The sequence below is a fragment of the Georgenia sp. 311 genome (assembly GCF_006151955.1).
GTDB lineage: Bacteria > Actinomycetota > Actinomycetes > Actinomycetales > Actinomycetaceae > Oceanitalea > Oceanitalea wutianyii.
In genome coordinates, this window is sequence record NZ_VDFS01000039.1 from 31451 (window position 1) to 52550 (window position 21100).

Consider the following 21100-nt stretch of genomic DNA (forward strand, 5'->3'; position numbering starts at 1 on the left):
TCAGGAGGGGGCGGTCATCGGGTAGAGCTCGAGGGAGTCGACGCGGTCGGTGAGGACCGGGTCGGCGCTCAGCGCCTCCTGAGCCCGCGTGACGGCGTCCATCATCTGCTCGCGGGTGAGGCCCGGGGCGAGGGCGAGCAGGGCGCGCAGCTCGCTGCGCACGCCGCGCTCGAGGCGCACCGCGGTGAGCTCGGTGATCCCCCGCAGCGCGTTGACGGCCACGGCGGTGAGCTCGGGGTCCTGCCAGGACGGCACCCAGCGCACGTTGTTGACGATCGCCCACACGGCGGGCCGCCCCAGCAGGACCGTCACCGGGCCGGCGGGGTCGAGCACAAGCATGGAGTCGGCGTCCGCGACGGAGGACAGCGCGGCGCGCACGCCCTCGACCGGCACCGGGCGGGCGGTGGCGTCCCAGGCCCGCATCGCGTCGACCGAGCTGAACACCGGGAGCGCCGCACGGCCGTCCGGTGTCCGCACCGAGACCATCGCCGCCGAGGCGCACGCGTCCGCCTGCGGGTCGCCCGACCCGTGCTTGGTGTGGCCGGAGACGGCGCCCTCCTCGTCCCGTCCGGGGTGGGCGTGGGCGACGACGGGCACGAGCACCCGCGCCTCGCGCAGGACGTCGGCGACCGCGACGAGCCGCTCGGTCTCGTCGGTGAGGGCGAGGGCGGCGACGAGCTCGGGCGGTGCCGAGCCGTCGTCGCCGGAGAACGGGTTGGCCTTGAGCGTGCGCCCGGCCCACGGCTGGCCCGCGGAGTCGGCGGTCTCGCTGGGCGTCCGGGCGCCGAGCTTGGCGGCGAGGTCCGGGCGCGGACGCGCGGCGTCACCGCCGCCCGGCATCATCTCGGGAGGCAGCGGCGTCACGGCCGCCCCGCGACGTCCAGTGCCTCGGGCAGGGTGAAGGCCCCGGCGTACAGCGCCTTGCCGACGATCGCGCCCTCGACGCCGGCGTCGACCAGGGTGCGCAGCGCGGCGATGTCCTCGAGGGAGGAGACGCCGCCGGAGGCGACGACCGGCGCCTCGGTGCGCTCGCACACCTCGCGCAGCAGATCGAGGTTCGGTCCGCTGAGCATGCCGTCCTTGCGCACGTCGGTGAGGACGTAGCGGGCGCAGCCGTCGGCGTCGAGCCGGGCGAGCACCTCCCACAGGTCCCCGCCCTCGCGGGTCCAGCCGCGGGCGGCGAGGGTGGTGCCGCGCACGTCGAGCCCGACGGCGATGCGCTCACCGTGACGGGCGATGACCTTGGCGGTCCACTCGGGGTCCTCGAGTGCCGCGGTGCCGAGGTTGACCCGCTTGGCGCCGGTGTCCAGCGCCCGGGCGAGGCTCTCGTCGTCGCGGATGCCGCCGGAGAGCTCGACGGCGACGTCGAGGTCGGAGACGAGCCCGGCGAGCAGCTCGGCGTTGGAGCCGCGACCGAAGGCGGCGTCGAGGTCGACGAGGTGGATCCACTCCGCGCCCTGCTCGGCCCAGGTGCGGGCGGCCTCGGCAGGGTCGCCGTAGGAGGTCTCCGAGCCGGCCTCCCCCTGGACGAGACGGACGGCCTGACCGTCGACGACGTCGACGGCGGGAAGCAGCTCGAGGCGGCGGGGCATGGGTCGATCTCTCCTTGGGAAGCGCGCGGTCAGCGCAGGGTGCTCAGCCAGTTGCGGAGCAGCTGGATCCCGGCATCGCCGGACTTCTCGGGGTGGAACTGGGTGGCCGACAGCGGGCCGTTCTCCACGGCGGCGACGAAGGGCGTCCCGTGCTCGGCCCAGGTGACCAGCGGCGGCTCGAGCGGCCCGTCGGAGCCGAGGGCCGCGGCCGGGTCCTCCTGGACGGCGTAGGAGTGGACGAAGTAGAAGCGCTCGTCCTCCAGCCCCGCGAACAGGGTCGTGCCCTCCGGCGGGGTCACCGGGGACCAGCCCATGTGCGGGACGATCGGGGCCTCGAGCCGGTCGACGGTGCCGGGCCACTGGTCCAGGCCCGAGGCGTGCTCGCCGTGCTCGTTGCCGCTGGCGAACATCACCTGCATGCCGACGCAGATGCCGAGGACGGGGCGGCCGCCGGCGAGGCGCCGCTCGATCATCCGCGGGCCGCCGACCTCGCGCAGCTGGCGCATGACGGCGGCGAAGGCGCCGACGCCCGGGACGACGAGGCCATCGGCCTCCGCGACGTCCTCCGGGTCGCTGGTGAGCTCCACGTGGGCACCCGCGCGCTCGAGGGCGCGGACCGCGGACCGGACGTTGCCGGAGCCGTGGTCCAGGACGACGACGTTCGGCTGGCTGGTCACCGGAGGAGTCTAACCACAGCGCCCGGCACGTGCGGCCCCGCGTCCGGCCGCGACGACGCGGGTGCGTCGCGGCCGGCGGTCAGGGACGCGGCTTGCGCAGGCCCTTGGCGAACATGCGGGCGGCCTTCCAGCGGGGCAGGTCCCCCGAGCGCTGGTGGCCCGGGACGTCGGCCGCGCGGACACGGCCGAGGACGAGGTCCTCCACGACGTCGTCGGCACCCGCGAGCACGAGGCCCACGGGCACGTCCTCGCCCGGCTCGCCGCGCTCGTACCGGCGGGCGGTGAGCTGGCCGGACAGGCCGTGCTCGACGCCGGAGTCGGTGGTGAGGGCGGAGGTGATGAGCACGACACCGGCCTTGGTGAGCCGGGACAGGGTGCGGGCGGCCTGGTCGGCCGCGGGCGGCACCTCCTGCCCGGGCGTGCCGAGCAGCTCGGCGATGTCCCAGTCCTTCGGCTCGGCGGCCTGCTCAGCCGCCGGCTCGGTGGCCGGCTCGAGGTCGACGACCGCGACCGCCCCCGAGCGCGAGGGCACGACGTGCACGTCGACGTCCTGCATGGCGCACAGGCCGGCGAGCGCGGAGGCGGAGGCCACCGGCGTGAGCACGACGGCGACGGCGGGGACCTCGTTCACAGCGCCCCCTTGGTGGACGGGATCCCCTCGACACGGGGATCGGGCTCGATCGCCGCCCGCAGTGCCCGCGCGACGGCCTTGAACTGGGCCTCGACGATGTGGTGCGGGTCGCGCCCGTAGAGCACGCGCACGTGCATCGCGATCGCGGCGTGGTGGGCGATCGACTCGAGGACGTGACGGGTGAGGGAGCCGGTGAAGTGGCCGCCGATGAGGTGGTACTCCTGGCCGGGCGGCTCGCCGGTGTGGACGAGGTACGGACGTCCCGACACGTCGACGACCGCCTGCGCGAGCGCCTCGTCCAGCGGCACGAGCGCGTCGCCGAACCGGGAGATGCCCCGCTTGTCGCCGAGCGCGACCCGCAGCGCCTCACCGAGGGTGATGGCGACGTCCTCGACCGTGTGGTGGGCGTCGATGTGCGTGTCACCGGTCGCCCGGACGGTGAGGTCGATGAGCGAGTGCTTGCCCAGCGCGGTGAGCATGTGGTCGTAGAAGGGCACCGTCGTCGAGATGTCGGTCCGGCCCGTGCCGTCGAGGTCGAGCTCGACGAGGACACTCGACTCCGACGTCGTGCGCTCCAGTCGCGCCGTGCGCGTCCCAGGTTCGATCACAGCCCGAGCACCTCCTCTAGGGCCGACCGGAAGGCGGCCATCTCCGCTGCGGTACCGATCGATACCCGCAACCATCCTGGCGGACCGACGACCCGGATGAGAACTCCCTGGTCGAGCAGTCCCCGCCACACCCTCTCACGGTCCTCCACCGGACCGAAGAGGACGAAGTTCGCGTCCGAGTCGGCGACGGTGAGGCCGTGCCCGCGCAGCCACGTGACGGTGCGGTCGCGCTCCGCGCGCAGCTCGGCGACCTGCGCCATGAGCTCCCCCCGGTGGCGCAGGGCGGCCCGGGCGACGGCCTGGGTGACGGCGGACAGGTGGTAGGGCAGGCGCACGACCCGTAGGACGTCGACCAGCGCGGGCGCGGCGGCGAGGTAGCCGACGCGCGCCCCGGCGAGGCCGAACGCCTTGGACATCGTCCGGCTCACCGCGAGGTGCGGGTAGCGGTCGAGCAGCTCCAGGGCGCTCGGCGTGCCCTCCCGGCGGAACTCGGCGTACGCCTCGTCGACGACGACGACGCTCGCCGTCGGTGCGCCGTCGGCCCCCTCGGGGCCGGTGGTGCGGGCTGCCTCGGCGACCGCCTCGATGGTCGAGAGCGGCAGCGCCGTCCCGGTGGGGTTGTTCGGGCTGGCGAGCAGCACGACGGAGGGGCGGTGCTCGGTCAGCTGGGCGACGGCGTGGTCGGGGTCGAGGGTGAAGTCGTCCTCGCGGCGTCCGGCGACCCAGCCGGTCATGGTGTCTCGGGCGTACTCGGGGTACATCGAGTACGTCGGCGCGAAGGACAGCGCCGTGCGCCCCGGACCGCCGAAGGCCTGGAGGAGGTGGAGCATGACCTCGTTGGAGCCGTTCGCGGCCCAGATCTGCTCGGGGCGCAGCGTGGCGCCGGACTCGACGCGCAGGTAGTCGGCGAGGTCGGCGCGCAGGTCGAGGAACTCGCGGTCCGGGTAGCGGTTGAGGCCGGGCGCGGCCTCCGCGACGGCCGCCGCGAGGTCCGCGACGACCTGCGCCGACGGCGGGTGCGGGTTCTCGTTGACGTTGAGGAGGACGGGCACGTCGAGCTGGGGGGCACCGTAGGGCTCGAGGCCCGTGAGGTCCGGCCGCACCGGGAGGGAGGTCTCACGCACGGCGGTCAGTCTATGTCCGCCGCCCGCCCCACTCCCCGCCCGTCCACCCCCACCCCACTCCCCCTCCCCCGCGACAGCCGACTTCCGCACGACAGCCGAGTTGCGCACGACAGCGGACTTGCTCCCGAGAGCCGACTTCCGCGCGAGAGCCGAGTTGCGCACGACAGCGGACTTCCGCACGACAGCGGACTTGCTCCCGACAGCCGACTTCCGCACGACAGCCGAGTTGCGCACGGGCGGCGGGCCCGCGGGACGCCCCGGTCACCCACGTGACCCAGAATGGGACGACACCCGACCCACCGAGAGGACGACGCCTACCCATGACTGCCGAGCAGCCCGTTCCCCCGGCACCCGAGTCGGTGGGGGCCGAGGAGTTCAAGGCCGTCTTCCGCAATCACCCGGCCGGCGTCGCCGTCGTCACCTGCGCCACCCCGGCCGGACCTGCCGGCTTCACCGCCACCTCGGTGATCTCCGTGGCGGTGCACCCCGCGATGCTCGCCTTCTCCGTCGCGGCGGGGTCGATGGCGCGCCGCATCCTCGACACCGCTGCGAGCGTCGTCGTCAACTTCCTCGCGGCCGACCAGGCCGAGGTCGCGCGACGCTTCGCGGCCCGCGGCGTCGACCGTTTCGCCGGCCTCGACCACTGCACCCTCCCCACCGGCGAGCTGGTTCTCCCGGGCACGACGGCGTGGATCCGCGGCGTCGTCGAGCACCGCGTGCCGGTGGGTGACAGCCTCCTGCTCACCGTGCGCGCGGTCCTCGCCCACCGCGACGTCGCCGCCGAGCCGCTCGTGTACCTCGACCGGGCGTTCCCCGAGCTGGCGCCGCCCCGCTGACCCTCGGCTCTCGCGCAGAAGCTGCCACCAAGTCCGCGACACACCGCGCGACACGCCGCCTCTGCGTCGATCACGGCCCCCGGAGAAGCACTTCGTGGCAGGTTCCTGCCTCCAGCCACCCGACCGGCCAGCCCTCCTCGCGCGTCGAGGTGGTCCACGACGCCGATTCGGCTCCCGCGCAGAACTCCGCTCTCGCGCGAAAGTCGGCTCTCGAGCGAAAGTCGGCTCTCGAGCGAAAGTCGGCTCTCGCGCGAAAGTCGGCTCTCGCGCGAAAGTCGGCTGTCGCGCGAAAGTCGGCTGTCGTGCGGAAGTCGGCTCTCGCGCGGAAGTCGGCTGTCGCGGGGGTGGCGGGGTGGGGGTGTGGGTGGTGGGTGGGTGGGGGGCTGGCGGGGGTCGGGTGAGGGGGTCAGGCGGGGACGACGTTGACGAGGCGGGGGGCGCGGACGATGACCTTGCGGATGCCGCGGTCACCGAGCGCGCGCCGGACGCCGGGGGTCGCCAGCGCCAGCCGCTCGAGCTCCTCGGGGTCGATCGCCACGGGGACCTCGAGCTTGTCGCGCAGCTTGCCCGCCACCTGGACGACGCACGTCACGGTGTCCTCGACGAGCAGCGCCGGGTCTGCGACCGGGAACGGCTCGTGCGCGAGGGACCCCTCGTGCCCCAGCCGCCGCCACAGCTCCTCGGCGATGTGCGGGGCGACCGGCGCGAGCATGAGCAGCAGCGGCTCGACGGCCTCGCGAGGGCTGCGCTCCATGGGGGTGAGGTGGTTGTTGAGCACGATGAGCCGGGCGATCGCGGTGTTCACCCGCATCGCCGACATCTCGGTCTCGACCTCGTCGATCGTCCTGGCGACGAGGCGACGGGTCTCCTCGTCGGCCGGCTCGTCGGTGACGAGCAGCTCCCCGGTGCTCTCGTCGACGACGTTGCGCCACAGCCGCTGCAGGAAGCGCTGGGAGCCGACGACGGCGCGGGTGTCCCACGGGCGCGAGACGTCCAGCGGGCCCATCGACATCTCGTAGACCCGGAAGGTGTCGGCGCCGTAGGCGTCGTACATGTCGTCGGGGGTGACGATGTTCTTCAGGGACTTGCCCATCTTCCCGTACTCGCGGAAGACCTCCTGGCCCTGCCAGCGGAAGGTGACCTCCCCCGAGCCGTCCTCCGCCGCGACCTCCTCGACCTCGTCGGCCGGGACGTACTGGCCGCGGGCATCGGCGTAGGCGTAGGCCTGGATGTAGCCCTGGTTGAAGAGCTTGTGGAACGGCTCGGAGCTGGCGACGTGGCCCAGGTCGTGCAGCGCCTTGTGCCAGAACCGGGCGTAGAGCAGGTGGAGCACGGCGTGCTCGACGCCGCCGACGTACAGGTCGGCGCCACCGGCGGGCTTCCCGTCCCGCGGGCCCATCCAGTACTGCTCGTTGGCCGGGTCGACGAGCTGCTCGTCGTTGCGGGGGTCGAGGTAGCGCAGCTCGTACCAGCACGAGCCGGCCCAGTTGGGCATGGTGTTGGTGTCGCGCCGGTAGGTCTTCACTCCGTCGCCCAGGTCGAGCTCGACGGCGACCCAGTCCTCGGCGCGGCCCAGCGGGGGCTCCGGGGAGGACTCGGCGTCGTCCGGGTCGAACGTGCGCGGGGAGTAGTCGGGGACCTCGGGCAGGTCGACCGGCAGCATCTCCTCGGGCAGCGCGTGCGCGCGTCCCTCCTCGTCGTAGACGACGGGGAACGGCTCGCCCCAGTAGCGCTGGCGGGAGAACAGCCAGTCGCGCAGCCGGTAGGTCGTGCGCGCCTCGCCCAGGCCCTTGGCGGACAGCCACTCGATGATCGCGGCCTTGGCGGCGGCGACGTCGAGGCCGTCGAGCGAGATCTCCTCGTTGGCCGAGTTGATGATCTGCCCGTCGTCGGTCCAGGCGCCCTCGGTGTGGTCGGCCGGCGGCTGGACGGTGTGGATGACGTCCAGGCCGTAGGTGCGGGCGAACTCGTAGTCGCGGTCGTCACCGCCGGGGACGGCCATGATCGCGCCGGTGCCGTAGCCCATGAGGACGTAGTCGGCGGCGAACACGGGCAGCTTGGCCCCGTTGACCGGGTTGGTGGCGTAGGCGCCGGTGAAGACGCCGGTCTTCGTGCGGCCCTCGTCCTGGCGCTCCTCGTCGGTCCTGGCGGCGGCCTGCGCACGGTAGGCGGCCACGGCCTCGACCGGCGTGGCGTGCCCACCGGTCCACGCGTCGGGGGTGCCGTCGGGCCACGCGGCGGGGACGGCGTCGTCGATCATCGGGTGCTCGGGGGCGACGACCATGAACGTCGCGCCGAACAGCGTGTCGGGACGGGTGGTGAAGACCTCCAGCGCGAGGTCGGTGGCGCCGCCGGCGGCCTCCCCGCTGCTCACCCGGGAGGGCAGCGCGAAGCGGACGGCTGCACCTTCGGAGCGCCCGATCCAGTTGCGCTGCATCGTGCGCACCTTGTCGGGCCAGTCGATGGAGTCGAGGTCGTCGGCCAGCCGGTCCGCGTAGGCGGTGATGCGCATCATCCACTGGCGCAGGTTCCGCTTGAAGACGGGGTAGTTGCCGCGCTCGGAGCGGCCGTCGGCGGTGACCTCCTCGTTGGCCAGCACGGTGCCCAGGCCGGGGCACCAGTTGACCGGCGCCTCGGACAGGTAGGCGAGCCGGTGGGCGTCGAGGGCGGCCGTACGGGCGGCGGCGTCCATCTCGGCCCACGGCGTGCCCGACGGCGTCGGCCGGGTGCCGTCGGCGAACGCGGCCTCCAGCTCGGCGATCGGGCGGGCAGCGCCGCGGCCGCCGTCGGGCCGGACGGCGTCCTCGTCGTACCAGGCGTTGAAGAGCTGGAGGAAGATCCACTGCGTCCACCGGACGTAGCCGGTGTCGGTCGTCGCGAAGGAGCGGCGCTCGTCGTGCGCCAGGCCCATGCGCCGCAGCTGGCGGCGCATGGTCGCGATGTTCTCCTCGGTGGTGACCCGCGGGTGCTGGCCGGTCTGGACGGCGAACTGCTCGGCGGGCAGGCCGAAGGCGTCGTAGGCCAGCGCGTGGAGGACGTTCTTGCCCTTCATCCGCTGGTACCGGCCCACGACGTCGGTGGCGATGTACCCCAGCGGGTGGCCCACGTGCAGGCCCTTGCCGGAGGGGTAGGGGAACATGTCGAGGACGTAGAACTTCTCCTGCGCCGCGTCCCCGGCCAGCTCACCGACGGGGTTGGGGGCGTGGAAGGTGCCCTGCTCCTCCCAGCGGTCCTGCCAGGCGCGCTCGATCTCACCGGCGAGCCGGGCGGTGTAGCGGTACTGCGGCTCCGCGGGACCGGTGGAGGCGGGCTGCGCGGTGGTGTCGGTGCTCATCGATGTTCCTCACGGTGGGGGCGAGTCGTTCCCGGCATGGAAAAACCTCCCCGCAGGGAGGTTGCCGCGCTGATGCGGCGCCGATGGCGCCCGCTGAGGTCAGCGCGGCTGCGTAAGGAGGACCCGTCGCGACATGCGCCCCAGCCTACCGCAGGCGTGCGAGGGCGCCCAGGTCCGGCAGGCGCATCCACCGGCCCCGCCATATGCTCGACGTCGTTCCCGTCACCGTCGTCACGGCGCACTCGCGCCGTGGAAGGAGGAGCAGTATGGCTGCCAAGCCCTCGGAGAAGGTTCTCACCGGCCTCCAGGACTCCCTGGTCGACCTCATCGACCTGTCCCTGCAGGCCAAGCAGGCCCACTGGAACATCTACGGCTCCCACTTCCGGGCCATCCACCTCCAGCTCGACGAGGTCACCGCGCAGGTGCGCCTGGCCTCCGACGACGTCGCCGAGCGCCTCGTGGCGATCGGCGGCGAGCCCGACGGACGCGCCTCGACCGTGGCCAGCTCCTCCCAGGTGGAGGCCCTGTCCGGCGGCCGGCTCGCCGACGACAAGGTGATCCGGCAGTTCGAGGAGCGCCTCCAGGGCGTGTCCGACCGGATCAAGGCGCGCCTGGAGGACGTCGAGGAGGCCGACCCGCTGAGCGCCGACCTCCTCACCGGCATCGCCACCGGCCTGGAGAAGCAGGCGTGGATGTTCCGCGCCGCCTCGGGCGACGCGAGCTGACGCCCGCTACGTGACGCCGGCCCGCGTGGCCGGCCCGACAACCGGGAGGCGCCGCCCCGCGAGGGGTGGTCCGCCTCCCGGTGTCGTCATCCGGTCCTCCGGGCCGCGCGCCCCGGGGTGGCCTATCGTCAGCGGGACGGGCCTCGTCGAGGCCCGCGGCGCACCGCGCCGCGCACGTCCAGAGGAGCACCCCGATGGCCTCGCCGGTCCCGCCCCCGTCCCCCTCCGCGCCGCAGGGCACGACCCCGGAGGCAGGCCTCGCCGACGTCGGTGACGCCGCCCATACCGTCACCCCCGCCATCGGCCCGTGGGCCGACGGCATGGGGCGCGCGGCCTCCCGGGCGGCGCAGACCCTGCTCATCGCCGCCGTCGTCGTCGGGGTGACGTGGCTGCTGCTGCGGGTCCAGGTCGTCGTCATCGCGCTGCTCGTCGCGCTCATCCTCGCCGCGGCGGTCTCCCCCGCGGTGAACTGGCTCGAGCGCCGCGGCTGGTCGAACCTGCTCGCCACCCTCGCCGCGTTCGTCGGCATCCTCGTCATCGTCGGCGGTGTCGTCACCGGCATCGTCTTCTCGGTGCTCAGCGAGTGGGACACCCTCACCACCCAGGCCGCCGAGGGCTGGGAGGAGCTGCAGGACGTCGTCACCTCCGGACCGCTGCCGATCGACACGACCGCCATCGACGAGGCACTCACCCAGGCCGGGGAGTTCCTCACCAGCGGCGCGGCGGCGAGCGGCGCGATCACCGGGATCTCGGCCGCCGCCCAGTTCGTCACCGGCGCGGTGCTCGTCGTCGTCGTCCTGTTCTTCTTCCTCAAGGACGGGACGACGATGTGGAACTTCGCCCTGCGCTGGGTGCGGGGTGAGCGGCGGGCCAAGCTCGCCGAGTCGGTCGACCGGGGCACCGAGGTGCTCGGCGGCTACGTCCGCGGGACGGCGCTCGTCGCGCTCGTCGACGCCGTCTTCATCGGGGCGTTCCTCGTCATCGCCGGGGTGCCGCTCGCGATCCCGCTGTCGGTGGTCGTCTTCGTCACCGCCTTCATCCCCGTCGTCGGGGCGACGCTCGCCGGCATCATCGCCGCGCTCATCGCGCTCGTCACCAACGGGCCGCTCGTCGCCCTGCTGCTCGTCGCGTGGATCATCGTCGTCAACCAGGTCGAGGGCAACATCCTGCAGCCGGTGATCATGGGCCGCACGCTCAGCCTGCACCCGATGGTCATCCTCCTCGCGCTCACCGTCGGGACCATCGTGGGTGGCATCTTCGGGGCGATCCTCGCCGTGCCCTACACCGCCGTCGCGTGGGCGGTGGTGCAGATCTGGGCCTCGGGCTACCAGGCGGGCTACGACAACGAGCTCGGGGACGACCCGATCAGTCCACGCGACCGGGTCGCCGGCAAGGCGACTGTGGCCGAGCGGTTCAAGTACCAGAAGATGCGCCGCCACGAGCAGCGCGGCGCCGCGCTCGGGGCCAACGAGGAGGCGCTGGCCGAGGAGCAGGCCGAGGAGCCCGCGCGGACGCAGAGCCCCTGACGGTCAGCGGAAGCGCTGGACCGCGAGCGGCGCGGCCTGCGCGAGCTCGCGCACGGTGGGGTGCTGCTCCGCGGCGGTGAGGAGCTCACCGAGCCGGCCGGTGGCGACGAAGGTGCCCTCGGCGAGGACGTGGACCTGCGGGCAGGTGCGCTCGACGAGCTCGAGGTCGTGGGACACGAGGACGACGGCGGTGCCCAGCTCGCCGAGGACCGTGGCCAGTCGCCGCGCGAGGTCGGCGCGGGCCTGCGGGTCGACGGCGGTGAGCGGCTCGTCCAGGACGAGGATCTCGGGGCGGGTGGCGATCGCCGACGCGAGCGCGACCCGCTGCTTCTCCCCGCCCGACAGGGTGACGAGGCGACGGGCGGCGAAGTGCGGGGCCAGCCCGACGGTCTCGAGCAGGTCGTTCATCGACGTGCCGTGGGAGCGCCCTGCCTTGCGTGCCTCGCCCAGCGCGACGCCGAGGCTGCGGGCCACGGTGAGGCGCGGGTCGGTGACGGTGAGGGAGTCCTGGGAGGTGAACCGGACGGCAGCCTTGAACGCCTTGTTCTCCCGGCGCGGGAGACGGTGGACGGGCCGGCCGTCGAAGGTCACCGAGCCGCGGCTCGGGCGCAGCCGGCCCTGGAGCGCGCGCACGAGGGTCGTCTTGCCGGCGCCCGAGGGGCCGACGACGCCGACGGGCGCGTCCCCGCCGCGGACCTCGAGGGTGACCCCGCGTAGCACGCTCGCGCCGGGGTAGCCCGCCCAGAGGTCGTCGGCACGCAGGACCGCGGGTGTCGCCATGGTGGAGGTTCCCTTCGTCGTGTCGCCTCGATGCTACGACGCCGAGCCGGGCCTCCGGGGTGCCCTGGACGTGGCACCGCCCACGTCCGGCAGCCCGCGGACGGGGCTCAGGACTCCCGCAGGACGTCGGCCGGGTCCTTGTCCGGGCGCCAGCCGCGCCAGCGGGGGTGGCGCAGCCGGCCGGTGGAGGTCCACTCGGCGAACTCGACCTCGGCGACGCGCCGCGGGGTCACCCAGCGGGCGTCGCGCGCCTCGGGCCGCGGCACCTCGAGCGGGGCCGTCTTGCGCTCCTCGCGTCCGAGCTCGCGGGCCCACTGGGTCGCCTCGCGCTCGGAGAACCCGCTTCCCACGCGGCCGATGTACTGCAGCCCGTCGTCGTGCGGGAGGGCGAGGAGGAGCGAGCCGACCTTGCCCTCGCGCGCGCCCTGCCCGGGCCGCCACCCGACGACGACCGCCTCCTGGGTGGCCGAGTGCTTGATCTTCAGCCAGGAGCGGCTGCGCCGGCCAGGGGTGTAGGCGGCGTCGCGACGCTTCGCGACGACGCCCTCGAGGCGCCACTGCCGGCTAGCCGCGACGGCGGCGTCGAGGTCGCCGTCGAAGGCGGGCGGGACCTCGACGAGGTCGTGCGCCCCGGCGTCGACCACCTCCTCGAGCACCTCGCGTCGCTCGTCGTAGGTGCGGCGCAGCAGGCTGCGGCCGTCGACCTCGAGCGCGTCGAAGAGCATGAGCCGCACCGGGTTCTGCCCGGCGGCGCGGGTGATCTGGCGCTGGTCGGCGAGCTGGATGCGCTGCTGGAGCAGCCCGAAGTCGGGCCGGCCCTCGGGGGTGAGGGCGACGATCTCCCCGTCGAGCACGGCGGTCTCCGCGTCGAGGCAGTCGGCCAGCCCGGCGAGCTCGGGGTAGCTCGCGGTGACGTCGCGGCCGCTGCGGCCCACGATGCGCACCTTCCCGTGGTCGACGAGGACGACGGCGCGCACCCCGTCCCACTTCATCTCCACCGCCCACTGCGCCGACCGGTCCAGGACCTGGGCGTCGCTCGGGGTGGCGAGCATGGGGCTGATGAACTCCGGCGGAGCGCCCCGGGGCCCCTCCTCCTTCGCGGCGCGGCCGCGGGTCGGGCGCGGCCGCTCCGGGGCGGGACGGTCCTGCACGGGACGGTCCTGCGCGTCGTCCTCGCCGGGCGCCGACATGAGGTGGATGAGCCAGTGGTTCTCCTCCGCCTCGGAGCGCCCTCCGGTGTGGATGAGGGCGAAGCGGCTCGTGCGGCCGGGCCCGTCGGGACCGGCGAGACCGCCGTCGGGCTGCCCGGTGAGGGTGACGATGACCTCCTTGCCCTCGCGCCACTTCTCGAAGGTGTAGGTGCCGTGGTCCCAGACCGTCATCTCACCGGCGCCGTACTCGCCCTTGGGGATCGCGCCGGAGAAGGTGAGGTACTCCATCGGGTGGTCCTCGGTCTGCACGGCGAGGTGGTTCTTGCGCGGCGTCGTCGGCACGCACCTGGGCAGCGCCCAGCTGACGAGGACGCCGTCGTGGGCGAGGCGCAGGTCCCAGTGGAGCCGGCTGGCGTGGTGCTCCTGGATGACGAAGGCGAGCGTGCCGTCGTGCGGGGCGACGGAGGCGGGGACCGGCTCGGGGGTCCGGCCCGCGTCGCGCTTGGCGCGGTAGACCTCGAGCCGGTCGCGGCGGGGCGCCCCACCGGCCTGGTCGGCGGCGTCGGCGAGCGCCGCCATCGGGTCTCCCTCGCGCTCGACACGCTCGAGCACCTCGTGGAGGTCGAGGTGGCGCAGACCGGGGTCCTCCAGCTCCTCCCACGTGCGCGGCGCGGCGACCATCGGGTGCTCGCGCCCGCGCAGGGAGTAGGGGGCGATCGTCGTCTTGTTCCGGTTGTTCTGCGACCAGTCGACGAGCACCTTCCCGCGGCGCAGCTCCTTCTTCATGTTGGACACGACGAGGTCGGGGTGGTCGGTCTCCAGGGTGCGGGCGAGCTCCCGGGCCACCTCGCTCACCTCCTCGGAGGTCGCGACGCCGCGCAGCGGGGCGTACAGGTGCACGCCCTTGGACCCGCTGGTGACCGGGACGCTCTCCAGCCCCATGCCCTGGAGGATCTCCCGGGCGAGGAGGGCGACCTCGACGCACTCGGGCAGCCCGGCGCCCTCCCCCGGGTCGAGGTCGAGGACGAGCCGGTCGGGGTTGCGGCGCTTGCCGTCGCTGCCCACGCGCCACTGGGGCACGTGCACCTCGAGCGCGGCCACCTGCGCGAACCAGGCGAGCGTCGCCGCCTCGTCGACGATCGGGTAGGTGTTGGTGTGGTCGCTGTGCTGCAGCTCCACCCGCTCCACCCAGTCCGGCGTGCCCGCCCCGAGGTTCTTGTGGAAGAACACCTCCCCCGGCTTCTCGGCCGTGCCCACCCCGTTCGGCCAGCGCTTGCGGGTGGCCGGGCGCCCCGCGCAGTGCGGCAGCATGACCGGGGCGATGCGGGCGTAGTACTCCAGGACGTCGGCCTTGGTCGTCCCGGTGGCCGGGTAGAGGACCTTGTCGAGGTTGGTCAGACGCAGCCGGTGACCGTCGACCTGCACGACCGTGGGATCGCCGTCCTTCGCCATGCCGTCATGCTGCCCGGCGCCGCGCCGCTCCGCTACAGGGGGTAGCCCGTGGCATGGAGGACGGCCAGCGTCCCGGCGACGACGGCCGCGACGAGCGGGACGACGAACGGCTCGCGCCGCCGGACGTGGAGCGCCGTGGCGACGAGCATCATGACGGCGAGCGCCCAGGCGGCGGCCGGCACCGCCTGCTGGCCACGCTCGAGCACCGGCGGCAGGACGAGGGCGAGCGCGCCCGCCACCTCGAGCACGCCGATGCCCTTGAGGGCGGCCGGGTGCACGTCCTCGACGTACGTCATCCCGGCGTCGTAGAGCGCCTGACGGGACTTGACGAGCTTCGAGGTGCCCGACCCGAGGAACACGACGGCCAGCAGGGCCGTGACCACCCACAACCAGATCTCCACGAGGACTCCTCCCGGCGCGCGACACTGCGCGGGGACAACCTACGGCCACCCGCACCCGCGCGGGGAGGGTTTGCGCCGGCATTCCGGATTTCCGCTGGCGGGAGTACGGTACGGGCACTTCACTGGATGCCAGTGCCACTCGACCGTGCCCGGAAGGAGGCCCGTATGCGCGCGATCTGGAAGGGCTCGATCACCTTCGGCCTCGTCAACGTCCCCATCTCCGTCTACAGCGCCACCGAGAGCCACGACCTGCGCATGCACCAGGTCCACGGCAAGGACGGCGGGCGCATCCGCTACCAGCGCCGCTGCGAGGTGTGCGGCGAGGTCGTCGAGTGGGGCGAGATCGACAAGGCGTACGACGACGGCGACCGCACCGTGGTCCTCACCGACGACGAGCTCGGGGAGCTGCCGACCGAGCGCTCCCGCGAGATCGAGATCCTCCAGTTCGTCCCGAGCGACCAGGTCGACCCGATCATGATGTCGAAGACCTACTACCTCGCACCCGCCTCGACGTCGGCCAAGTCCTACGCGCTGCTGCGCCGCACGCTCGAGGAGACCGACCGCACCGCCATCGTCTCCTTCACGCTGCGCCAGCGCACCCAGCTCGGGGCGCTGCGGGTGCGCGATGACGTCATGCTGCTCCAGACGCTGCTGTGGGAGGACGAGGTCCGCGAGCCGGACTTCACCGGCCTCGACTCCGGCGTGCGGATCAGCGCCAAGGAGCTGGAGATGGCCTCGGCCCTGGTGGAGAACTTCTCCGGGGACTTCGAGCCCGCCGACTACACCGACGAGTACCAGGAGCAGCTGCGCACCCTCGTCGAGGCCAAGCTCGAGCAGGGCGACACCGTTGACACCGAGGAGACCTTCGGCGAGCAGGAGAAGGGCGAGGAGGCCGAGGTGCTCGACCTCATGGAGGCCCTGCGCCGCTCGGTCTCCGCGGCCAAGGAGAAGAAGTCCGGCGGCAGCTCGGCGACGGGCTCCGGCTCGGCGTCGTCCTCCGGCTCACGCTCCCCCCGCAAGGCCTCCGGCGGCGCGAAGGCCTCCTCCTCGGCCGAGAAGAAGCCCGCGGCGTCGGCCGCGAAGAAGTCGGGGACGACCACCCGCAAGAAGCCGGCGAGCAAGAAGTCCGCCTGACCCCCGGGAAGGTTTCGGCGTCGGGTGTGGTTCACCCGGGTATGACCGAACCCCTCCACGTCGACGTCTGGTCCGACATCGCCTGCCCGTGGTGCTACATCGGCAAGCGCAGGTTCGAGGCCGGGCTCGCCGCCTTCGACGGCGCCGACGACGTCACCGTCACCTACCACTCCTTCGAGCTCTCCCCCGACACCCCGGTGGACTACGACGGCAGCGTCGTCGACTTCCTCTCCGCCCACAAGGGCATGGCGCCCGAGCAGGTCGAGCAGATGCTCTCCCAGGTCACGACGATCGCGGCCGACGTCGGTCTCGACTACGACTTCGCCGCCGTGCGCCAGACCCGCACGCTCCTGGCGCACGAGGCGCTCCACGCCGCCCGCGCCCAGGGCCGCCAGCTCGAGCTCGTCGAGCGGCTCTTCGCGGCGTACTTCCAGGAGGGGCGGCACCTCGGCTCGGTCGACGAGCTCGTCGCGCTCGGCTCCGAGGCCGGGCTCGACGGCCACGCGCTGCGCGACGCCCTGGAGAACGGCACCTACGCCGACGCCGTGGCGCAGGACATCTCGCAGGCGCGCCAGTACGGGATCCAGGGCGTGCCGTTCTACGTCATCGGCGGCAAGTACGGCGTCTCCGGCGCGCAGCAGCCCGAGGTGTTCACCCAGGCGCTCGAGCAGGTGCGCAGCGAGCAGGTGGAGGCCCGGTGAGCGAGCTGCCGTTCTCCCCCTTCCCTCCCCAGCCGGGCCTCGTCCCGCTCGGGGAGCAGGACGCCGGGGTGTGCGTCGACGGGGTGTGCGCCGTGCCCGATCCCGCGGAGGACGGCTCGGACGTCGAGGAGCGCTGAACGACGGGCGCGCCGCGCCACGGTGTCCCACGATGGGGGGATGACTTCGACGGACCGACGGACACGTGTGCTTCTCACCGGCGCGAGCGGCGGCATCGGACAGCTGCTCGAGGAACGCCTGGGCTCTGACTACGACGTCGTGACCCACGGCCGGACGCCGGCGGACGAGCACCAGGAACGGACCATGCACCGGGCCGACCTCGACGACTACGACGAGGTGCGAGAGCTCATGGACGGAGTCGACGTCGTCGTCCACCTCGCCGGGTCGGCGTCACCGGAGTCGGAGTGGGACGCGGTCCTCACCGCGAACATCGTGGGCCTGCGCAACGTGCTCGAGGCGGCGCGTGAGGCCGGCGTGCGGCGGTTCGTCTTCGCCTCGTCCAACCACGCGATGGGCATGTACGACCGGCTCGGTGAGTGGCCCGTCTACCCCCACCACCTGCCCCGCCCCGACTCGCTGTACGGGGTGTCGAAGGTGTTCGGGGAGACGCTCGGGCGGTTCTACCACGACGAGCACGGCATCGAGTTCATCGCCCTGCGCATCGGCTGGTACACCGAGGACCCGCTGGAGGCGCAGGACGACATCCTGCGCGCGATGTGGCTGAGCCCGGACGACACCGAGCACGTCGTGCGCCGCGCCATCGAGGCGGACGTCCCCTACGGCGTCTACTACGCCATCTCCGACAACCCCAACCGGCGCTGGGACCTCACCAACACGATGCTCGAGCTCGGCTACCGGCCGAAGGACGACTGGACGACCCTGCCCGGCGCTCAGGAGGACGTCGTCGAGGGCGGCGCGGACGCGCCGTCGAGCTGGCCCGAGGGCTCCTGAGCCCGCGCGGCCGTGCGCACGCATGAAGGCTGACCTCAAGAAGGAGATCGCCACCTACACCGCGCGCCGCGGTGAGTTCTCGGTCGTCACCGTGCCGGCCCTGCAGTTCCTCATGGTCGACGGGCACGGCGACCCCAACACCTCGACGGCGTACCAGGACGCCCTGTCCTCGCTCTACCCCGTCGCGTACACGCTGAAGTTCCTCAGCAAGGGCGAGCTCGGCCGCGACTACACGGTGATGCCGCTCGAGGGCCTGTGGTGGTCCACGGACATGGCCGCGTTCACCACCCACCGGGACAAGTCCCGGTGGTCCTGGACCATGATGATCATGGTCCCCGAGTGGATCACGGGCGAGCACCTGGGCGCCGCCGTCGAGACGGTCAGGCGCAAGGAAGGCGCCCCCGCCCTCGACGCCGTGCGCCTGGAGACGTTCGACGAGGGCCTGTGCGTCCAGACCCTCCACGTCGGGTCCTACGACGACGAAGCGCCGGTGCTCGAGGAGATGCACCACCGCTTCATCCCCTCGCACGGTCTGCGGATGACCGGCAAGCACCACGAGATCTACCTCAGCGACGCGCGGCGCACGGCCGCCGACCGGCTGCGCACGATCCTGCGGCAGCCCGTGGCCAGGACGGACGCCTAGCGACCGGCTCGGGCGCACGCTCGTCCTGGGGCCGCTCCGGTGCCGCGCCGTCCAGCTCTCTCGCGGCGGGTGGGTCAGTAGCGACGCACGATGACGAGGTCGTCGCGGTGGACGACGGGACGGGGATGGGGGGCGCCGTCCTCCTCCCGGAGCTGGGCGGTGGTCCTGCCCTGCATCTGGGCCACCTCGGCCGCGCTGTGCCCGACGATGCCGCGGGCCACGACCACCCCGCCGGTGGTGGCGAGCTCGACCGGGTCGCCCGGCTCGAAGTCCCCCTCGACGCCCACGACGCCCGCGGCGAGCAGCGACCGCTTGCCGTGGGTGATCGCGTGGATCGCGCCGTCGTCGAGCACGAGCCGGCCCGCGGTGCGCGCGGCGTGCGCCAGCCACAGCCGGCGGGTGCTCTTGCGCCGCCCGGTGGCCGCGAACCACGTGCCCACCGGCTCCCCGGCCAGCGCCCGGTCGGCGTTGGCGGCCGCGGTGAGGACGACGGGCACGCCCGCGCTCGTCGCGATCGACGCCGCCTCGAGCTTGGTGACCATGCCACCGGTCCCGATCGTCGTGCCCCGTCCGGTCACCTCGATGCCGGCGAGGTCCTCCGGCCCGTGCACCTCCGCGATGCGCCGGGCGCCGGGTCGGCTGGGCGGCCCGTCGTACAGGCCGTCGACGTCGGTGAGCAGGACGAGGACGTCGGCGCGCACGAGGTGGGCGACGAGCGCCGCGAGGCGGTCGTTGTCCCCGAACCGGATCTCGTCGGTCGCGACGGTGTCGTTCTCGTTGACGACGGGAACGACGCCGAGGGCGAGCAGCCGCTCGAGTGCGCGCTGGGCGTTGCGGTAGTGCTGGCGGCGGATGAGGTCCTCGGCGGTGAGGAGCACCTGGCCCACACGCCGGCCGTGCTGGGCGAAGGCCTCGGTGTAGCGGGCCACGAGGATCCCCTGGCCCACCGACGCCGTCGCCTGCGCGGTCGCGAGGTCGTTCGGGCGCATCGGCAGCCCGAGCGGCGCGATCCCGGCGGCGATCGCGCCGGAGGACACGAGGACGACCTCCTGCCCGGCGGCGCGGCGCCCGGCGATGACCGCCGCGAGCCAGCGGACACGGTCGAGGTCGAGCCGGCCGTCGGACCCGGTGAGGGAGGACGAGCCGATCTTCACGACGACCCGTCCGGCCCGCGGGATGCCGGAACGGTCGAGGAGCGCGGGATTCACGGGGCTATTGTGCCGCGTGCGGCTCCTCGGGCTCGGGAGTGGCCCAGTGTCCGGACTCCCGCTCGGTCCACAGCTCCTCGCGGGCGGCGGCCTTGGCGTCCATCCGCTCCTTGTACCCCTTGCGCCGCTCGGCGCGCGAGGAGCGGGGAGCGTACTCGACGTCCTCGATCCGCTGGTCGCTGCCGCGCGGGCCGAGGAGCTCGGCGCCGGTGAGCATGGTCGGCTCCCAGTCGAAGATGACCCCGCCCTCGACCGGGCCGATGACGACCTCGTCGCCGGGCTTCGCGCCCGCCTTGAACAGTTCGTCCTCCACGCCCAGGCGGGCGAGCCGGTCGGCGAGGTAGCCGACCGCCTCGTCGTTGGCGAAGTCGGTCTGGCGCACCCACCGCTCGGGCTTCGCGCCGCGGACCTGGTAGAACACGCCGTCGTGGCGGTGACGGGCGGTCACGGTGAAGCCGGCGTCGTCGACCGCCTTGGGCCGCAGGACGACGCGCGTGGGCTCGGCGGCGGGGGCCGCGGCCCGCGCCTCGGCGACGAGCCGGGCCAGCGCGAAGGACAGCGGGCGCAGGCCCTCGTGGCTGGCTGCGGAGATCTCGTGGACCTCCAGACCGCGGGCCTCGATCTCGGGCCGGACGAGCTCGGCGAGGTCACGGGCCTCGGGGACGTCGACCTTGTTGAGGACGACGACGCGCGGACGCTGCGCGAGCGGGAGCCGGCCGGCGACGGTGAGGTCCTCGGCGTAGGCCGAGAGCTCGGCCTCGATGGTGTCCAGGTCGCTGATCGGGTCACGGTCGGGCTCGAGGGTGGCGCAGTCGAGGACGTGGACGATGACGGCGCAGCGCTCGATGTGGCGCAGGAAGTCCAGGCCCAGTCCCTTGCCCTGGCTGGCGCCGGGGATGAGGCCGGGCACGTCGGCGACGGTGTAGCGCTCGTCGCCGGCCTGGACGACGCCGAGGTTCGGCACGAGCGTGGTGAAGGGGTAGTCCGCGATCTTCGGGCGGGCGGCGGACATCGCGGCGATGAGGCTCGACTTGCCCGCGCTGGGGAAGCCGACGAGCGCGACGTCGGCGACGCTCTTGAGCTCGAGGACGAGCTCGGTGGTCTCCCCCTCCTCACCGAGGAGCGCGAAGCCGGGAGCCTTGCGGCGCGGGGAGGCGAGGGCGGCGTTGCCCAGGCCGCCGTGACCGCCGGCGGCGGCGACGAACTGGGTGCCGGCCCCGACGAGGTCGGCGAGGACCTCGCCGTCCTTCGTCTTGACGACGGTGCCGTCGGGCACGGCGAGGACGAGGTCCTCCCCGTTCTTCCCGTTGCGCAGGTCCCCTGCACCCTGGGCGCCGTTCGTGGCGCGGCGGTGCGGGGAGTGGTGGTAGGCGAGCAGCGTCGTCGTCTGCGGGTCGACCTCGAGGATGACGTCCCCGCCCCTGCCGCCGTTGCCGCCGTCGGGCCCACCGAGGGGCTTGAACTTCTCACGCCGGACGGAGGCGACGCCATTGCCGCCGTTGCCGCCGGCTACGTGCAGCACGACCCGGTCGACGAAGCTGGCCATCTGTCCTCCTACTGTGTTGCGGATACGGCAGCGGGGGCGGACGGCTCGTGCCGTCCGCCCCC

20 protein-coding genes are annotated in these 21100 nt (G+C 73.4%); 8 read left to right on the plus strand and 12 right to left on the minus strand.

Annotated elements, in window-relative coordinates; all coding sequences use genetic code 11:
* From FHE66_RS08180 to FHE66_RS08205, 6 genes are all read right to left on the minus strand, one after another.
* Positions 1-864: an SseB family protein gene (locus FHE66_RS08180; protein ID WP_139072475.1), complete on the minus strand. Its 864-nt coding sequence runs from the start codon at positions 862-864 to the stop codon at positions 1-3.
* Positions 861-1592, minus strand: coding sequence for a bifunctional 1-(5-phosphoribosyl)-5-((5-phosphoribosylamino)methylideneamino)imidazole-4-carboxamide isomerase/phosphoribosylanthranilate isomerase PriA (priA, locus tag FHE66_RS08185; RefSeq protein ID WP_139072476.1), 732 nt, complete (start codon positions 1590-1592; stop codon positions 861-863). The genes FHE66_RS08180 and priA overlap by 4 nt, the downstream gene beginning before the upstream one ends.
* Before the next feature lie 29 nt (positions 1593-1621).
* Positions 1622-2269 (minus strand): imidazole glycerol phosphate synthase subunit HisH, encoded by a 648-nt coding sequence (gene hisH, locus FHE66_RS08190; protein ID WP_139072477.1) that lies wholly within the window; start codon positions 2267-2269, stop codon positions 1622-1624.
* Between the two features lie 79 nt (positions 2270-2348).
* Positions 2349-2900 carry a hypothetical protein gene (locus FHE66_RS08195; protein WP_139072478.1) on the minus strand — a complete coding sequence of 184 codons (552 nt, stop codon included), beginning with the start codon at positions 2898-2900 and terminating at the stop codon, positions 2349-2351.
* Entirely contained in the window at positions 2897-3508 is a 612-nt protein-coding gene (hisB, locus tag FHE66_RS08200; protein ID WP_230976401.1) for an imidazoleglycerol-phosphate dehydratase HisB, read from the minus strand. Before hisB ends, FHE66_RS08195 begins: the two co-directional genes overlap by 4 nt.
* Positions 3505-4641, minus strand: coding sequence for a histidinol-phosphate transaminase (locus FHE66_RS08205; protein WP_139072508.1), 1137 nt, complete (start codon positions 4639-4641; stop codon positions 3505-3507). Before FHE66_RS08205 ends, hisB begins: the two co-directional genes overlap by 4 nt.
* 311 nt (positions 4642-4952) lie before the next feature.
* Here FHE66_RS08205 and FHE66_RS08210 point away from each other — a divergent pair, with 311 nt between their 5' ends.
* Complete coding sequence (locus tag FHE66_RS08210) at positions 4953-5468, plus strand: flavin reductase family protein (RefSeq protein WP_139072479.1); 516 nt, start codon at positions 4953-4955, stop codon at positions 5466-5468.
* A 406-nt stretch (positions 5469-5874) separates the two neighbouring features.
* Here FHE66_RS08210 and leuS read toward each other — a convergent pair whose 3' ends face one another.
* The gene (gene leuS / locus FHE66_RS08215) at positions 5875-8802 is read right to left on the minus strand and encodes a leucine--tRNA ligase (RefSeq protein WP_139072480.1); all 2928 of its coding nucleotides are present in this window, start codon (positions 8800-8802) and stop codon (positions 5875-5877) included.
* 266 nt (positions 8803-9068) lie between these two features.
* Here leuS and FHE66_RS08220 point away from each other — a divergent pair, with 266 nt between their 5' ends.
* Positions 9069-9527, plus strand: a complete 459-nt coding sequence (locus FHE66_RS08220) for a Dps family protein (RefSeq protein ID WP_139072481.1) — start codon at positions 9069-9071, stop codon at positions 9525-9527.
* A 194-nt stretch (positions 9528-9721) separates the two neighbouring features.
* Complete coding sequence (locus tag FHE66_RS08225) at positions 9722-11053, plus strand: AI-2E family transporter (protein WP_139072482.1); 1332 nt, start codon at positions 9722-9724, stop codon at positions 11051-11053.
* Between the two features lie 3 nt (positions 11054-11056).
* On the opposite strand, the gene FHE66_RS08230 is transcribed toward FHE66_RS08225, so the two are convergent.
* The 3 genes from FHE66_RS08230 to FHE66_RS08240 all read right to left on the minus strand — a co-directional run bounded on the left by FHE66_RS08230 (position 11057) and on the right by FHE66_RS08240 (position 14837).
* Positions 11057-11833, minus strand: a complete 777-nt coding sequence (locus FHE66_RS08230; protein ID WP_139072483.1) for an ABC transporter ATP-binding protein — start codon at positions 11831-11833, stop codon at positions 11057-11059.
* 107 nt (positions 11834-11940) lie between these two features.
* A complete protein-coding gene (locus FHE66_RS08235) occupies positions 11941-14436 on the minus strand; it encodes an ATP-dependent DNA ligase (protein WP_139072484.1) in 2496 nt (831 codons plus the stop codon).
* A 32-nt stretch (positions 14437-14468) separates the two neighbouring features.
* The gene (locus FHE66_RS08240) at positions 14469-14837 is read right to left on the minus strand and encodes a DoxX family protein (protein ID WP_139072485.1); all 369 of its coding nucleotides are present in this window, start codon (positions 14835-14837) and stop codon (positions 14469-14471) included.
* A gap of 165 nt (positions 14838-15002) precedes the next feature.
* Here FHE66_RS08240 and FHE66_RS08245 point away from each other — a divergent pair, with 165 nt between their 5' ends.
* The 5 genes from FHE66_RS08245 to FHE66_RS08260 are packed head-to-tail and all read left to right on the plus strand — an operon-like array spanning position 15003 to position 18284.
* Positions 15003-15971 carry a Ku protein gene (locus tag FHE66_RS08245; protein WP_139072486.1) on the plus strand — a complete coding sequence of 323 codons (969 nt, stop codon included), beginning with the start codon at positions 15003-15005 and terminating at the stop codon, positions 15969-15971.
* 41 nt (positions 15972-16012) lie between these two features.
* Positions 16013-16672: a DsbA family protein gene (locus FHE66_RS08250; protein WP_139072487.1), complete on the plus strand. Its 660-nt coding sequence runs from the start codon at positions 16013-16015 to the stop codon at positions 16670-16672.
* Positions 16669-16809, plus strand: a complete 141-nt coding sequence (locus FHE66_RS15485) for a hypothetical protein (protein ID WP_176554705.1) — start codon at positions 16669-16671, stop codon at positions 16807-16809. Before FHE66_RS08250 ends, FHE66_RS15485 begins: the two co-directional genes overlap by 4 nt.
* A gap of 40 nt (positions 16810-16849) precedes the next feature.
* The gene (locus FHE66_RS08255) at positions 16850-17641 is read left to right on the plus strand and encodes an NAD(P)-dependent oxidoreductase (protein ID WP_139072488.1); all 792 of its coding nucleotides are present in this window, start codon (positions 16850-16852) and stop codon (positions 17639-17641) included.
* Between the two features lie 22 nt (positions 17642-17663).
* Positions 17664-18284: a GyrI-like domain-containing protein gene (locus FHE66_RS08260; RefSeq protein ID WP_139072489.1), complete on the plus strand. Its 621-nt coding sequence runs from the start codon at positions 17664-17666 to the stop codon at positions 18282-18284.
* A 74-nt stretch (positions 18285-18358) separates the two neighbouring features.
* Here FHE66_RS08260 and proB read toward each other — a convergent pair whose 3' ends face one another.
* Complete coding sequence (gene proB / locus FHE66_RS08265) at positions 18359-19492, minus strand: glutamate 5-kinase (protein ID WP_139072490.1); 1134 nt, start codon at positions 19490-19492, stop codon at positions 18359-18361.
* A 4-nt stretch (positions 19493-19496) separates the two neighbouring features.
* On the minus strand, positions 19497-21038 hold the full coding sequence (gene obgE, locus FHE66_RS08270; RefSeq protein ID WP_139072509.1) for a GTPase ObgE: 1542 nt from the start codon (positions 21036-21038) through the stop codon (positions 19497-19499).
* Between the last annotated feature and the right edge of the window lie 62 nt (positions 21039-21100).

What these genes read in the sequence shown, in the direction of transcription:
- obgE (WP_139072509.1), bottom strand. Translation starts at nt 21,038, where the DNA reads ATGGCCAGCTTCGTCGACCGGGTCGTGCTGCACGTAGCCGGCGGCAAC.
- leuS (WP_139072480.1), bottom strand. Translation starts at nt 8,802, where the DNA reads ATGAGCACCGACACCACCGCGCAGCCCGCCTCCACCGGTCCCGCGGAG.
- FHE66_RS08210 (WP_139072479.1), top strand. Translation starts at nt 4,953, where the DNA reads ATGACTGCCGAGCAGCCCGTTCCCCCGGCACCCGAGTCGGTGGGGGCC.
- FHE66_RS08220 (WP_139072481.1), top strand. Translation starts at nt 9,069, where the DNA reads ATGGCTGCCAAGCCCTCGGAGAAGGTTCTCACCGGCCTCCAGGACTCC.
- FHE66_RS08225 (WP_139072482.1), top strand. Translation starts at nt 9,722, where the DNA reads ATGGCCTCGCCGGTCCCGCCCCCGTCCCCCTCCGCGCCGCAGGGCACG.
- FHE66_RS08255 (WP_139072488.1), top strand. Translation starts at nt 16,850, where the DNA reads ATGACTTCGACGGACCGACGGACACGTGTGCTTCTCACCGGCGCGAGC.
- FHE66_RS08260 (WP_139072489.1), top strand. Translation starts at nt 17,664, where the DNA reads ATGAAGGCTGACCTCAAGAAGGAGATCGCCACCTACACCGCGCGCCGC.
- FHE66_RS08235 (WP_139072484.1), bottom strand. Translation starts at nt 14,436, where the DNA reads ATGGCGAAGGACGGCGATCCCACGGTCGTGCAGGTCGACGGTCACCGG.
- FHE66_RS08250 (WP_139072487.1), top strand. Translation starts at nt 16,013, where the DNA reads ATGACCGAACCCCTCCACGTCGACGTCTGGTCCGACATCGCCTGCCCG.
- FHE66_RS08230 (WP_139072483.1), bottom strand. Translation starts at nt 11,833, where the DNA reads ATGGCGACACCCGCGGTCCTGCGTGCCGACGACCTCTGGGCGGGCTAC.
- FHE66_RS08245 (WP_139072486.1), top strand. Translation starts at nt 15,003, where the DNA reads ATGCGCGCGATCTGGAAGGGCTCGATCACCTTCGGCCTCGTCAACGTC.
- priA (WP_139072476.1), bottom strand. Translation starts at nt 1,592, where the DNA reads ATGCCCCGCCGCCTCGAGCTGCTTCCCGCCGTCGACGTCGTCGACGGT.